Origin of the sequence: Pantoea nemavictus (assembly GCF_037479095.1) — a bacterium.
Taxonomy (GTDB): Bacteria; Pseudomonadota; Gammaproteobacteria; order Enterobacterales; family Enterobacteriaceae; genus Pantoea; species Pantoea nemavictus.
Genome location: NZ_JBBGZW010000002.1, coordinates 225,170 through 238,834 on the forward strand (window position 1 = coordinate 225,170; position 13,665 = coordinate 238,834).

The following is a 13,665-nucleotide window of genomic DNA, read 5'->3' on the forward strand; positions in this document are numbered from 1 at the left end:
TCGCCATAAATGGCGTCGCTAAGCAGGAAAAATGCAGCCCAACTCGCGCAATTTTTTCTCGACCCAATCGCGTTTATTGCGCCCTTCCGCAATAGCCTGCAGTTTGGCGATTTCGCCACTGCGGCGCTCGCTGGCAAGCGCATGTATCTCATCGATTTGTTGATACGGCACACAGAGCACGCCGTCGTCGTCGCCCACAATTAAATCGCCCGCCTCAATCACCATACCGTTGAGTGAAATGGGCACATTCACTTCACCAGGACCGTCTTTATAAGGTCCGCGATGAGTAACGCCCGCCGCATACACCGGCAAGGCATTTTTTCGAATACTTTGGCTGTCACGCACCGCGCCGTTAATCACCACGCCTGCAATGCGTTTTTTCGCCGCATACGTCAGCATGAGTTCGCCGACAATGGCGTTGGTCACCTCGCCGCCAGCATCCACCACAATCACATCGCCCGGCTCTGCAATATTCAATGCATAGTGCACCAGCAAATTATCACCTGGCCGACACTTCACCGTGAGCGCAGCACCCGCCATATATCCACCGGCGTGATAAGGACGCAGATTGGCACCGCCTGCCGTCAGGCGGTGCATGGCATCGCTAATATTTGCCACCGGTAAATCCTGGTAGGCCGCTATTTGCTGCGCACTGGCTTTTCGCGTTCTGGTTATTATGCGGAAACCGCTCATCGCTTTTCCTATGATTGTGAGGCGAAGATATCTTGATTCAGTTTGGCTTCTTTCACTGCGCCGTAGCCGATGAACCAGCTATCGAGGATCTTTTGGTAGGTGCCATCCTGGATTAAGGAGTTCAGTGCCGCCTGAACAGCCAGCTCAATGGGTGAACCTTTGGGTAAACCGATCGACATCGGCGGTTCCTGCACGCTTATTTCACCGGTTATCGCCAGATTCTTCAGCTGCGCAGCTTGATACGCTAAACCTTCCCACGGGCCGTAATAGAACGAGATTCTGCCGCTTAATACCGCGACCACACCATCAGGACGGCTGGGGAATACCGCCACGTTGATCGCCGGTTTATTTTCGCTCAGGCAGGTTTTACTCGCCTCATTGAGAAATTCAATCTGCGCGGTGCCCACTCCCGCCCCGACGGTTTCACCGCATAGCGCGGTTAAGGCTTTGAACGGTGCCACATTACGATCTTTCCGTGAAATCACCGCCTGGCGCGAGCTATCGAAATAGCTAATGAAGTCGATTTGCGCAAAGCGTTTTTGACTTGGCCTGATATTAGAAAGCACCGCATCAAAACGACCGGTTTTTAAGCCGGGAATAATATTGTCGAAGCCACCGGTCTCTTTCCAGATGACTTTCAAACCCAGACGCTGACCAATCGCATTCATGATATCAACGTCGCGTCCGGATAGGGTTTTATTATCTTCAAGGAAAAAGGTGGTGGGAGGTGTATTTGGATTAGTGCCGGCAATGACATAACCTTTTTTAATTATCTCTTTGGGTAATAAAGCCTGCAGTTTTTTATCCGATGCGACCTGAAAATTAATTTTGGCTGCCACACCGCTCTCCTCCTGAGCGTGCGCAGAACTTGCTAATAAGGCAGACGTTAATAACGATCCCATTAACAGAGATTTTATGTTTAGCATGGTTAAACCCCAGGTGATGAATGCGAAAAGCAATAATTAATTGTTATAATGCAAAGAGTTAATATTCTTTCACGAACCATACTAGATCCATCACTCGGGACGAAATTCATTATCTGCATAAGGTTAGCGATAAATAGTGGTGAAACACTAAAGTAATCCACTTGCCAATCTTATGGTGTTGCTTAAAGGGCAGCGCCACGTTGCCGAAATACGATTACGCACTCCTTTACGCAAATGGTAGCCTTAATGTTTTGTTGGCCAGATATCACCTACGATTAAGGAACATGATGAGCATCGTCAATCCCGCTGGGCTCAAGGCACGCAGCTATTACAATCACGTAAAAATCCGACCGGGCACGCCGGTCTTTCCCACGGGCCAGGTGGCGTGGGATGAAAACGGTGACGTGGTTGGCATTGGTGATATGAAAAAACAGGTCGAGCAGGTTTATGCCAACATCGATCGATTACTGGAAGGATTGGGCGCACAGCGCGACTGGATTGTGCGCACGACCACCTATGTGACCGACCTTGCACTCGTCCCGAAAATTCATCCGATACGCCAGCAATTTTTCACCGGACTGGAATTGCCCGCCAGTACGCTATTCCAGATTGCCGCGCTGGCAGAACCCGAGCTCATGCTGGAAATTGATGTGGTTATTATGCTGCCGCTGTGAATACAGGTTGCTGATTAATTTAGCGGGTCGCCACGTATAGCGACCCTACAAGCGTTGCAGCGTTGATGAGATGATAAAATACGACCGATTGAACAGTGGGCGCGGCCTGGCGCCCTCTTCTTACTACCGCACGATATCCACCAGCTGATGAAATTCCCGATCGTAATAGACTAACGGCGCGACATTACTACGCGGATGCCGTACTTCGGTTACTTCACCCAGGAAAATCGCGTGCGTCTGCCAGTCAACGGTTTGCGCCAACCGACACTCAAATGTCACCAGTGAATCCGCGCACAAGGGCGCACCATTCGCGCCAGTGTGCCATTGGCCGCTGTTAAAGCGCTCATGTCGGCGGGCAGAGCTACTGAACATCTCCACCAGCGCTAGCGCATCCGCAGCTAATACGTTGACACTAAACTGCCCGCTCTCAATGAGCATCGCAAACATCGATGCGTTGCGATTAATGCATACCAGCAAAGTCGGCGGTTCCGCACTTAAGGAGGTGACCGCCGTGGCGATCATGCCGCCGGGCTGCCCCTGATGATTTACGGTAATTAAACATACGCCTGCCGCCAGTTGGCGCATACCACCGCGATAAGCATCGGCAAGGGGAATGGCATGCTCTGTCATGATTGGCTCTCGCGCATGATACGGCCCTCAATGGGATGATGCGGATCGCCCGGGCCGAGGCTGGAACCTTTACCCGGCGATACCAGCCGATCGCAGAAGCGTTCATCCTCCACCGTCCACGGACAATCCAGCGCGGCAATCCCCTCACGCCACTGTTCAAAGGTACGCGGTCCGATCAATGTGCTGGTGACCAGCTTATTACGCATCACCCACATCTGCGCCACGTGCGCCGGTTGGCGTCCGCTGCTCTCGGCATAGGCCGCCAGCTCACTCGCTACTTTGAGTGATTCCGGACGCCATTCTGCTTCCATCATGCGCGGATCGGCTCGTCCAGCGCGACTGTCACTCTCAGGAGCCGCATCCACGCGATACTTCCCGGTCAGGATACCGCGCGCCAACGGGCTGTAGCACACGGCTCCTGCGCCGAAGTAAGCCGCTGACGGTAAAATTTCCACCTCGGCTTCGCGGTTAGCAAGGTTATATAACGGCTGCGTCGCTATTGGCCCGGCAATGCCAGCCGCGCGCGCCAGGCGCACGGTTTCCGCTAAACGCCAGGCTTTGAAGTTTGAGACGGCAAAATAGCCGATTTTTCCCTCACGAATCAGGTCGGCGAACGCCAGCACCATCTCCTCCAATGGCGCAGCGAAATCCGCTTTATGCATATACAGCACATCAATGTAATCCGTACCGAGGCGCGTCAGCGATGCGTGCGTCGCCTCGCGAATCCACTTGCGCGACATGCCCCGCTGATTCGGACCATCGCCCATTGGATTGCCAACCTTGGTGGCCAGTACCCAATTATCGCGATCGTCAGCAATCGCGCGACCAACCACCAGCTCGGATTCACCTTTGTTGTACATATCGGCGGTATCGATGAAGTTCACGCCGCTGTCACGGGCGTCGGCGATGATGCGCTTTGACGTCATTTCGTCGGTGGCGCCGCCGAACATCATGGTGCCAAGACAAATTTCAGAAACCTTGAGCCCGCTGCGCCCGAGATATCGGTATTGCATGTACACATCCTCTCTATTTGATCGCGATAAAGGACAACCCAACAACTAGCCGGGAATTACCGCGGTAGTGGCGATCTCAACCAGAAATTCGGGACGCACCATTTCAAGTTTCACGCAGAAACGCGCCGGCAGCAGTGCCGGGAAATAGGTCACGTAGATTTCATTGAATTTGTGATAATCGTCGAGATCGCGCAGGAAGATCTGGTTCATCACCGCATGATCCATGCTGCTGCCCGCCGCTTCCAGTACCACTTTGATGCTGTCGAGCACGCGCCGCGTCTGCACTTCGATATCGCCGATGCCCACAATGCTGCCATCAACCGGATCGGTGGATAGCATCCCCGCGACGTAGACATGATTACCCGCTTTAACTCCCCAATTAAGGTGATTAAGGCCGGTGGCCGTTTTTCCGATGATCCAACCTTGTGGATTAATTGCCTGATTCATCTACATCTCCCGATAATAGTTAAGGGTTAACGTCCTGAATGACGTAAGAAAGGCCGGCCTAAATCGCCCGGTGCGGCACCAGCTTTGCCCATCATGATCCAGGCAATGAGCGCGACGACAAACGGCATCGCCATCAGTAACGCGGGCGCAATGTTCACGCCAAGGTATTGGCCCTGAAACTGCAATGCCTCCAGCAATCCGAGTAACGTGGCGACGATCAATACGCGCAACGGCATCCAGCGGGCAAAGATGGTGATGGCAATTGCCAGATAGCCGCGTCCCGCGGTCATGTTGTCAACGAAGGTGCCGCCTGAGGCGACAATACACAGGTACGCGCCGCCCAACCCCGCCATCAGGCCGGTGAAAAGCGTAGCGCTGAAACGAATTCGCAGCACGGAATGCCCGGCGGCATCGGCCGCTAATGCATTCTCACCCACCGCACGCAGCAGTAATCCGGCGCGGGTGAAGCGCAGCACGCCCCACAAAACAATGGCGATCACGACCGCCAGATAAAACACTGGGCTTTGGGAAAACAACGCGCGTCCCACTACCGGCAAATCCGCCAGGATTGGCAACTTAAGTATCGAAACCGAACGCATCGATCCGGCTGCAGGCGCACCACTCAGCCATAGCTGCCGAATCAGCGAGGTCGCGCCAATGGCGAACAGGTTAAAACCGATGCCCATCACGATTTGGTTAGCGCGTGCCAGCACGGTACCTAACGCCAGCAGCAGCGCGGCGAGCAAACCACCCAGCATGCCCGCGCCAAGCGCCAGCAGCGGCGAACCGGTTAAAGCCAGCCCTAGCGCTGAGATGGAGGCACCGAAGAGCATTAAGCCTTCCAGCCCAATGGTGAAAACCCCCGCACGTTCAGAAACGGTTTCTCCTAGCGCCGCCAGCAATACCGGCACGCACAGGCGCAACCCACCCGCAAGAAACAGCGCCAGAGTTACAGTGTTGAATTCCATACCGGCCTCCCTTTCACCAGCATTACGCCGCTTAAAACCGCCAGAATCAGAATCGGCATACCGCCCAGAACATCGGCTATTGCCGCAGGAATCGAAAAGGTAGTTTGTAGTGCCAGCGCAGCACTGTTAACCGCACCAAAGTAGAGTGAGACGATTACCGCCCCAAACGGTTGCAGTCCGGCGAGAAATGACACCGCCAGTCCTTCAAAACCTAATCCCGATGAGAAGCCGTCGATCAGGCGATAATGCACGCCGAGCACTTCAAAGGTGCCCGCCAGGCCGCTGATGGCACCAGAAATTGCCATGCTGGAGAGCACGGTTTTAGCGGCAGATTGTCCCTGTAAGCGCACAAAGCGTGGACTTTGCCCACTGGCGCGCAGTTTTAAACCGAAGGCGCTATGGTTGAGCATCACCCACACTGCCACGGCGATCAGCAGCGCCAGAAACACGCCCGCATGCAGTCGCGTGCCCTCAATCACCTGCTGAAATACGCCATCGGCCGGAAGCTGCGCTGACATATTGAAATTTGAGTTCACCGGGCGCATCGGTCCCTGCACCAGATACTTCAGCAAATAGATGGCGATAAAATTCATCATCAACGTAACGATGATTTCATCGATGCCACGCCACACTTTCAGCAGTGCCGGGATCGCGCCCCAGATAGCACCACACAAAGCACCGCTGATAATTGCCAGTGGCAGCAGCGCCGCCCCCACATCACCGAAGGCGAGAAACGGCAACATCGCGCCAATCGCTCCCATCTGCAGCTGCCCTTCGCCGCCGAGATTAAACATGCCGCCACGAATGGCGATCAGTGCGCCGAGCGCCACCAGCAGGCGTGGCGTCATAAACACCAGCGTGTCCGAAAATGCACGGATATTACCGAATGCGCCGTCAATGGCGGTGGACAGCGCCGCATGCGTCGGCACGCCCATGCCAGCGATGAGGGCTAAGCCCACCCCTAACGAGCCGACAAAGGCACTGAGTGTGATCCACAACGATCGTGACGCGCTGAGCTGTGCCAGCACGCGGCGCAAGGAAGCGCTGGTTTGTGCCAGCGTGGTGACGGAATCAGACATGCACACCTCCAGTCATCTGCGCACTGTGACCCGATGTCATCAAGGTGCCAATTCGTTCCATATTCATCTCATCACCCACTACAGTGCCGGTAATACGTCCACCGTTCATCACGACGATGCGGTCCGATACGCGAATTAATTCTTCAATGTTTGAGGAGATAATCATGACCGCGGTGCCCGCATCTGCCGCATCAGCGAGGCGCGTGAGCACCGCTTCCGCTGCCGCCATATCAAGACCGCGCGTCGGTTGATACACCACGATAATTGACACCGCCTGCGCCAGTGCGCGCGCCACCACGATCTTTTGCTGATTGCCACCCGACAGCGAGCGCGCCGGGCTGGCATGGGAATGAGTGCGAATATCGGCGTGTTCGATCATCTCGATGGCGCGCCGGGCAATCGCCGGATGATCAAGTAAACCCAGGCGGCGATAGGCGCCACGCATAATGTCGGGATAGAGCAAGTTGTGAGAGACTGGCAAATCGAGCGACAACCCTTCGTGATGACGATCCTGCGGCACCAGCGCCAGGGTGACGTTGTCACTTAAGCGCGCGACGTCACCGCTGTCCGGCTGCAGTTCACCCGCCAATAAGGCAAACAGCTCGCTCTGCCCGTTACCCTCTACGCCCGCGACACCAATCACCTCGCGCGATGCCAGCGTTAAGTTGATGTCATGCAAACCTGGAGAGCCGCTGCCAGGACGCACCTGAATGTTGTTCAGACGCAACTGCTCGGCTCCGCTACTGCGCTGTAAACCCAGTCGCGTGCCGCTGCTGACCGCGCGCCCAACGATTTTCTCCACCAGTTCGTCCGGCGAACAGCCAGCGGTTACTCCGCTGCCGTTGGTTTTACCGCGACGCAAAATGGTGTAGCGATCGGTATTTGCCAGCACTTCATCGACGTTATGCGTGACCACCGCCACCGCCGTGCCGCTGGCACAGATGCGGCGCAGTGTTGCGTACAATGCAGCGATCTCTGTGGGGGTGAGAATGGTGGAAGGCTCATCCAGCAGCAGCACGCGCGTGTCATTGACCAGCGCTTTGAGAATCTCAACCCGCTGCTGCAACGCCAGCGGCAAGTGAGCGACCCGCGCTGCCGGATCGAGATCAACGCCGTAGTGCTGCATAAAGGCACGGATGTCAGCATGACGGCGAAACGCTTTGCGCCGATCGCCACGTGCCACCAGCGCGAGGTTCTCTGCGACGCTGAAGGGTGCCACCAGTTTGAAATGCTGATGCACCATGCCAATGCCATTGGCGATGGCATTGGCTGGTCGTCGGTGAATCACCTGACGTCCGCCCATCAGCACTCCGCCTTCCGTTGGCTCATGCACGCCATACAGAATGTTCATCAATGTCGATTTGCCCGCGCCGTTTTCACCCAGCAGCGCGTGTATCTCGCCGGGAAAGAGCGACAACGAAACCTTGTCCAGCGCGACAAAGCCGTTGGCATAGCGCTTTGAGACGTGATCGAGTTCGATAAGCGGGCTCGACATGATATCAATCCTCAACCTTGACCTTGCCGGATTTGATGTCGTCCATCACCTTAAACACCTTGTCCTGCACCGCTTTATCCACGTGGGCAAAGGGTTTCGACAGGGTCCAGCCGTTGGTTTTCAGGTTTTCGGTAATGATGCGATTGCCTAACTGATGATCGGCATAATGCTTGCCGATATCGGCGTAGGATTTATCAAAGTTCATCACCGTTGAGGTCATAATCGAATTAGGAAACGATTTGGCTTGATCGGTATAAGAACCAATGGTCAGCACGCCCTCTTCATCCGCCGCTTGTTGAATCCCGGCATCGGCGGTATCAGCAGAAGGAATAACGAAATCGGCACCGCGCGCGATGGCGCCTGTCGCAATCTCTTTGGCGCGCGCCACGTCAGTAAAGGAGCCAACGTAGGCGGAATCGACCACGACCCTGGGATTAACATAGGCGGCACCTTTCTTGATGAACTGCACGGTGCGTTCTGCCGACGGAATCGGTTCACCGCTGATGACCGCAATATGCCCGCTTTTACTGGCGGAAGCCGCCAGAGCACCGAGCACAAAACCGTATTCATCCCAATCCACTGACCATGCCGAGTAGTTAGGTAGATTATTGGTCGAACCCTCATAGGAATAGAGGACAAACTGGGTGTTCGGGAATGCCCGTGCTACCTCTTTGATCGCCGCGGAATAGCCGGATGAGTGCGCAATGATTAGCTTCACGCCGTCAGAGGCGAGCTGGCGTAACACCGATGGCGCTGCTTCGTAAGTGGTATGTTCAAGATAGCTCGGCGCGAAACCCTGTTGCGTGGCCATCGATTTGAATGCGGCATAACCCGCCATATCCCATGAACCTTGGGTGACGGTCTGCGTGAACAGTGCCGCCACGCGTGGTTTGCTCTCATCGGCTTGCACCATGGCGCTGCTGCCCATCGCCGCCGCTACCGCAACAGCCAACATCATTTTCATTTTCATCGCTCGACTCCTGGCAATCCGCATCGCGGAAAAAAGGTGGGTGACTATGTGTTGTTCCCAATCGCCATCAATGACGACACTACACTGCATTCGCGCGTTGGTATTCGCGTGCGTGGGTGTTGACGCCATGCTGCTCCAGCACTTCCAGCACCTCAGTGCCAACCGTGCGCAAATCGTCAATAAAGTCCGGTACTATCACCGTCACACCATCAAGTTGTGCGCCTTTAATAATCGCTGCCAATTTCCTGCCGATGGTTTCAGGCGACCCGACCAACGCGGCGCGTGTCATCGAGTTGCGCTGCTCGCCCTGCGACACAAAACGCTGCGCCATGGTGTTCTGCTTGAAGCTCTTATCGCCGGAGTATTCGCGCGTCTGATTATCCAGCGCGATGGTGTCGACGCCCGCGTCATACAGCGCCACCCGCTCATGTGCTTCAGCATCCGTTGCGCCTGGCACGATGGTGAAAAGCCCGTAGGTTTTGAAGTCCGGTTTGCCCTGCTGCATAGCGAGTTCTTTGGCACGCAGCCCGGTTTTGATGAAGTCGTCATGATCCGAACCAAGCATAAAGCTGCCGGTACAGTGCTCCATGGTGAACAGAAAACCGCGGTCTGAGGCACCGGCACAGATAATCGGCGGTGGCGATGCCGGTTTTGGGTTCGACATGCAATCGGTCAGCTGGTAATGCTTGCCGTTATGATTGACGCGATCTTCCGTCCATAACCGCTTCAGCACCGTCAGCCACTCCGCCGCCAGTTCGTAGCGCTCGGCATGATCGAGATCTATCCACAAGCCCATTTGCCCCTGATCGGTAGGATTTGAACCGGAGACGATATTCAGACCAAAACGTCCCTGCGAGATTTGATCCAGCACCGCGCTCATTTTCGCTACCACCGCCGGATGAAACACCATGGTGTGTACCGTGCCCCACACGCCAATACGGCTGGTGGCTTCGGCAATCCCCGCCATGGTTGTCAGGCTTTCCAGCGTCACGTCCCAATGCTGTGAGGGCCCACCGTAGCCGCGCCATTTCGCCATCGACAGCGCAAAATCAAATCCCAGCTGTTCCGCCAGCATCGCCACCTGCTTGTTGTAATCGTATGTGGCTGGTAGCTGCGGGCTGGTGGTAGAGGTAATCCAGCCGCCGTTGCCAACCGGCAGAAAGACGCCGAACTCAACATTTTTCGCGCTAGTCATTTCAACTCCTCAGTTCAATGCACAGGCGAGTGAAGGCTCGCCATAAAGTCGCGGGTAATTTGGTTAAACAGCGGGGTTTCAGTCTCGGAAAAACTGTGGCCACCCTGCGGCACAATTTTCAGCTGCGCGCCGGGGATGTTCTCGGCCAGCAGGCGTGATTGGTAGGGCGGCGTCAGAATGTCGTCCTGCGCACACATCACCAGCGTTGGCGTTTGGATCTGTGGCAGCGCGGCGCTGGCATCGTGCGCCATAATCGCGTCAATACGGCTCAGCACCACGTCGCGCGCCGGAAAGCGTGTTGCCGAAGCCAGCAGCGCGGGCGATAAGGTGTCGGCGTTGGCCTTGATATGTTCTGGCGGATAGAGAAAAAGCGCGCTGCCATGCACATACTCTTCCAGTGAGCTACCTAGCAGCAGCGCACGGCGCATACGGAAGCACCAGTTGAAATGCATATCTGACTTGGCCCAGCTGGCGTACTGCACCATGCCCGCCAGCAGCTGCGGTTGACGTGCCGCCAGAATCTGGCCAATCGCGCCGCCGGTAGAGTGCCCGACTAAAATCGGACGATGCAGCTGCAGCGCGGCAATCAACGCCTGCAAATCGTCCACCAGCGTATCGATGCTGTAAGGTCCGGTAGGATGATCGGACTGGCCTGCACCACGTTGATCGTAAGTCACCACGGTAAAGTCATCCGCGAAAGCACTGACCTGTGGTTGCCAGTAAGCGGCGGTTCCGCCGAGTCCGGAGACAAAAATGATCGTCGGTCCCTGTCCCGCAATTTCATAATGGGTGCGAATTCCGTTAGTCATGATGCTCGGCATCGATTTCCCCCTAGTGGATTTTTGCCTGTCTGCAGCGATGACTAATAAGTACCATGCACTTTCCTGCCAGCTGTAATATCGAATGCAGCACGCGGCGTTGCCGCTTTTAGAACGCGCGGGACGTGCAGCACATCGATCCGGTCGCCAAAAATCGCGACGCTACCAACCGGGTCGATCACTCAATCAAATTCCCGGCACACATGCTTAAGAAATTGATGGGCGGCAAAGGAGAGCGTGCGGTCGCGATGCACACAGATCTCGATGTTGGCCGATTCCATGGCTTCGTTATCAATCGGTATGGCAATCAACCTGTTCTGTTCTATTTCACGTGCGGCTATTTGTTTCGGACCAATGGTTAACGTGCGCCCGGCAATGGCCATCGCTTTGGTCAGTTCGAGATTGTTGGTGTTCACTATCGAACGCGGGTTGAGATGCAGGCTGCGCGTGACTTTGTCGAAAGTTTGCCGCATGCCAAAACTGGACACCGGCAGCGCCACCGGATAAAAACAGATGTCTTCAAGGGAAAGGGATTGGTGCTGGGCAAGCGGATGCTGCGGGGAAACCAGGCACTGAATTGGTGCAGGACAGCGTTTAATCACTTCTATTCCAGGGCGATCGCCCATGTTGAAGACGATGCCAATATCGATCTCATCACGAATGATGGCCTCAATGGTCCGATCGGAAGATTCGCTGTTAATGGAGAACTGAATCGCGGGGTAGTTTTCATTAAAGTCAGTCATGATGCGCGGCAAAATAGCCTGCACCACCGCTTCAATCACCCAAATTTTCACTTCGCCTTCGCGCAACCCTTTTAAGTTTTTGATCGACTCGTGAATGCGGTCGAGGTCGCGACACATCTTGCGCGTAAAGCGCTCGAGCATCATGCCTGCCGGGGTCAGGCGAATGCCGGTATTACTACGTTCAAGCAGCATCACGCCAAGCGTATGTTCGAGTAAGGCGATTTGCCGACTAATGGCCGAGGGCGCGACGTGCAGACGATCCGCTGCGCGCCTGATCGATCCGGTGGCAGCGACTTCGTTGAAGTATTTATAGGTGTTGAGGTTCACTTACATCGCCCTGTGTAAAGGATTTATCGCACAAGGTGATGCAAGAGTTATTCCATATCTCGAAACATTACTTACTGGGATTAATTATACTCACGGTGTCTGACTCAATACCCTGTTGCCTAAGCATGTAACCTAAATCATCCACTAAATCAGTAATGATATAAATGCGACTTCCAGGATAATGTATTTGTTGGCTGATTATGTGCTGGCACAACCTTTCCATTCCTCTAACCTCATTATTTACCCCGTCAGTTTCACCCGACATATCGATTAACCCGGGATAGCTCTCCCCTTCATAACTCATAACCTCATGGGCAAAGGTCCAAATTTTAACCTGCCCGCCTTCAGCGGATAAATCCGCCTTCTCGGTAACAAAATCCTGGAATTCCCCATTAAAATAATGGCGCATGCTATGTGATATATCGATATACCATACTTCATTGAGATGGCGTTTAAAGAGGTGTGTTTGTTGTAAAAAATCTTCAAACGCCTGAGTTTCTGTCGTATCTGGTGAGACTTGGGTGAAAAGCATTTGGCGACTGTTATTCACATGACGGTGATTATCGATGCCATCATAATTAACTACCACCACCTGTCCATGTTGCGGACAAACACCGGCAGAATATTTATTGAACACGATATCAATATGCGCATCGGTCAATTCGATACGTTGTTTACATTCGATAATTAACGTTGAGTTTTGAGCAGTAACATTTTCATCAGTGGTAAGCACTAAGTCGGGATGAATCGCATCATTATCTTGGTTCACATAGCGGGGTTGATAAATCAACTTGTAATCAGAATGCGGATGCGTCGCAAGCGTTGCTGTTTTTCCTAACGCCAGTGGCGAGCGGCCATCTTGCGCGGCTTTGAGCTGGAATCCGCAGCGGGATAATTGCTGACAGCTAATAGCAATTATCCAGATTTCATACACTTGCCATCTGAATTTCCAAAAGGGCAATTCAACAAATCCACTGGCAATTTGTAAGATATTTTCATGGCCGAAATGGGTTTGGACTTCAGTTAATAACTCAGCATAACCAGGATGATTTTTGACAACCTCTTCAATATGGCCATTTTTTTCATGATATCTATCGCCAATGTAACAATTATTCAACCCCTTAAAGATAGTATAATGTTCATCGCCGTAGATTTTGTTTGCGCGTTTAAGAATTGAAAAAAGCTCTAATGCACTCCAGTCAATGTTATTATCGCTAATATCAATGGAAAGTTTATTAATAACTTCATGCCCCATCCAATCCATCACATCATTCTTGACGCGCCGCATCTGCTCGTAATCTCCGGGCATCAAGGTTTTGAGTTGTTCAAAATGACGAAATGCTTCCATGGTAAAATCCACGTTACCACTGTCTGTTTCAACTTGCCATTGAATTAAACCTTCGCCGCTTGCTGTAAGGAAGTTAGAACGTTCACAATAATTAATAATATCGGTATACATTTTAGATAACGGTTCTGCTACAGCAATCAAGGCGCGCAAATATGCTTCGGCAGAAACATGACGCGACTCCAATGCTGAAATGAACTCACCTTCGGGTAAATCCAACCGCTGTTTCATTTTTCGATACAGATCAAGATCGCGAGAATGTTCAGGATGGAAATCAAAATTTTGGTTTTTTAGCAAAAAGCGATGTAGCTCAGCAGCCGAAGTGATCATCGAATGAAGTTC

General features: G+C 53.6%; 14 protein-coding genes. 1 reads left to right on the forward strand and 13 read right to left on the reverse strand.

The window, feature by feature from the left end; all coding sequences use genetic code 11:
* Positions 1-18: 18 nt before the first annotated feature.
* Positions 19-693, reverse strand: coding sequence for an RraA family protein (locus tag WH298_RS20815; protein ID WP_049853377.1), 675 nt, complete (start codon positions 691-693; stop codon positions 19-21).
* An 8-nt stretch (positions 694-701) separates the two neighbouring features.
* Positions 702-1,619 (reverse strand): ABC transporter substrate-binding protein, encoded by a 918-nt coding sequence (locus tag WH298_RS20820; protein ID WP_180823886.1) that lies wholly within the window; start codon positions 1,617-1,619, stop codon positions 702-704.
* 287 nt (positions 1,620-1,906) lie between these two features.
* Here WH298_RS20820 and WH298_RS20825 point away from each other — a divergent pair, with 287 nt between their 5' ends.
* Entirely contained in the window at positions 1,907-2,293 is a 387-nt protein-coding gene (locus WH298_RS20825; protein ID WP_180823887.1) for a RidA family protein, read from the forward strand.
* A gap of 123 nt (positions 2,294-2,416) precedes the next feature.
* Here the strand turns inward: WH298_RS20825 and WH298_RS20830 are convergent, their stop codons facing one another.
* The 11 genes from WH298_RS20830 to WH298_RS20880 form a co-directional block, all read right to left on the reverse strand.
* Positions 2,417-2,923, reverse strand: a complete 507-nt coding sequence (locus WH298_RS20830) for a flavin reductase family protein (RefSeq protein WP_180823888.1) — start codon at positions 2,921-2,923, stop codon at positions 2,417-2,419.
* A complete protein-coding gene (locus WH298_RS20835; RefSeq protein ID WP_180823889.1) occupies positions 2,920-3,936 on the reverse strand; it encodes an aldo/keto reductase in 1,017 nt (338 codons plus the stop codon). Before WH298_RS20835 ends, WH298_RS20830 begins: the two co-directional genes overlap by 4 nt.
* Positions 3,937-3,981: 45 nt before the next feature.
* Complete coding sequence (locus tag WH298_RS20840) at positions 3,982-4,383, reverse strand: Rid family hydrolase (protein WP_180823890.1); 402 nt, start codon at positions 4,381-4,383, stop codon at positions 3,982-3,984.
* Between the two features lie 26 nt (positions 4,384-4,409).
* Complete coding sequence (locus WH298_RS20845) at positions 4,410-5,351, reverse strand: ABC transporter permease (protein WP_180823891.1); 942 nt, start codon at positions 5,349-5,351, stop codon at positions 4,410-4,412.
* On the reverse strand, positions 5,333-6,430 hold the full coding sequence (locus WH298_RS20850; RefSeq protein ID WP_180823892.1) for an ABC transporter permease: 1,098 nt from the start codon (positions 6,428-6,430) through the stop codon (positions 5,333-5,335). The genes WH298_RS20845 and WH298_RS20850 overlap by 19 nt, the downstream gene beginning before the upstream one ends.
* Positions 6,423-7,925 (reverse strand): ABC transporter ATP-binding protein, encoded by a 1,503-nt coding sequence (locus WH298_RS20855; protein WP_180823893.1) that lies wholly within the window; start codon positions 7,923-7,925, stop codon positions 6,423-6,425. The genes WH298_RS20850 and WH298_RS20855 overlap by 8 nt, the downstream gene beginning before the upstream one ends.
* Positions 7,926-7,929: 4 nt before the next feature.
* The gene (locus tag WH298_RS20860) at positions 7,930-8,895 is read right to left on the reverse strand and encodes a BMP family protein (protein ID WP_180823894.1); all 966 of its coding nucleotides are present in this window, start codon (positions 8,893-8,895) and stop codon (positions 7,930-7,932) included.
* Between the two features lie 79 nt (positions 8,896-8,974).
* Positions 8,975-10,090 carry an LLM class flavin-dependent oxidoreductase gene (locus WH298_RS20865; protein WP_180823895.1) on the reverse strand — a complete coding sequence of 372 codons (1,116 nt, stop codon included), beginning with the start codon at positions 10,088-10,090 and terminating at the stop codon, positions 8,975-8,977.
* A gap of 14 nt (positions 10,091-10,104) precedes the next feature.
* On the reverse strand, positions 10,105-10,899 hold the full coding sequence (locus WH298_RS20870) for an alpha/beta fold hydrolase (RefSeq protein WP_238344497.1): 795 nt from the start codon (positions 10,897-10,899) through the stop codon (positions 10,105-10,107).
* A 191-nt stretch (positions 10,900-11,090) separates the two neighbouring features.
* Positions 11,091-11,978 carry a LysR substrate-binding domain-containing protein gene (locus tag WH298_RS20875; protein WP_180823896.1) on the reverse strand — a complete coding sequence of 296 codons (888 nt, stop codon included), beginning with the start codon at positions 11,976-11,978 and terminating at the stop codon, positions 11,091-11,093.
* Positions 11,979-12,045: 67 nt separating this feature from the next.
* Positions 12,046-13,653, reverse strand: a complete 1,608-nt coding sequence (locus WH298_RS20880; protein WP_180823897.1) for a hypothetical protein — start codon at positions 13,651-13,653, stop codon at positions 12,046-12,048.
* Positions 13,654-13,665: the final 12 nt, after the last annotated feature.

Bases quoted from the DNA above. Each gene is read 5' to 3' on its own strand.
- WH298_RS20815 (WP_049853377.1), bottom strand. From the start codon at position 693: ATGAGCGGTTTCCGCATAATAACCAGAACGCGAAAAGCCAGTGCGCAG.
- WH298_RS20820 (WP_180823886.1), bottom strand. From the start codon at position 1,619: ATGCTAAACATAAAATCTCTGTTAATGGGATCGTTATTAACGTCTGCC.
- WH298_RS20825 (WP_180823887.1), top strand. From the start codon at position 1,907: ATGAGCATCGTCAATCCCGCTGGGCTCAAGGCACGCAGCTATTACAAT.
- WH298_RS20830 (WP_180823888.1), bottom strand. From the start codon at position 2,923: ATGACAGAGCATGCCATTCCCCTTGCCGATGCTTATCGCGGTGGTATG.
- WH298_RS20835 (WP_180823889.1), bottom strand. From the start codon at position 3,936: ATGCAATACCGATATCTCGGGCGCAGCGGGCTCAAGGTTTCTGAAATT.
- WH298_RS20840 (WP_180823890.1), bottom strand. From the start codon at position 4,383: ATGAATCAGGCAATTAATCCACAAGGTTGGATCATCGGAAAAACGGCC.
- WH298_RS20845 (WP_180823891.1), bottom strand. From the start codon at position 5,351: ATGGAATTCAACACTGTAACTCTGGCGCTGTTTCTTGCGGGTGGGTTG.
- WH298_RS20850 (WP_180823892.1), bottom strand. From the start codon at position 6,430: ATGTCTGATTCCGTCACCACGCTGGCACAAACCAGCGCTTCCTTGCGC.
- WH298_RS20855 (WP_180823893.1), bottom strand. From the start codon at position 7,925: ATGTCGAGCCCGCTTATCGAACTCGATCACGTCTCAAAGCGCTATGCC.
- WH298_RS20860 (WP_180823894.1), bottom strand. From the start codon at position 8,895: ATGAAAATGAAAATGATGTTGGCTGTTGCGGTAGCGGCGGCGATGGGC.
- WH298_RS20865 (WP_180823895.1), bottom strand. From the start codon at position 10,090: ATGACTAGCGCGAAAAATGTTGAGTTCGGCGTCTTTCTGCCGGTTGGC.
- WH298_RS20870 (WP_238344497.1), bottom strand. From the start codon at position 10,899: ATGACTAACGGAATTCGCACCCATTATGAAATTGCGGGACAGGGACCG.
- WH298_RS20880 (WP_180823897.1), bottom strand. From the start codon at position 13,653: ATGATCACTTCGGCTGCTGAGCTACATCGCTTTTTGCTAAAAAACCAA.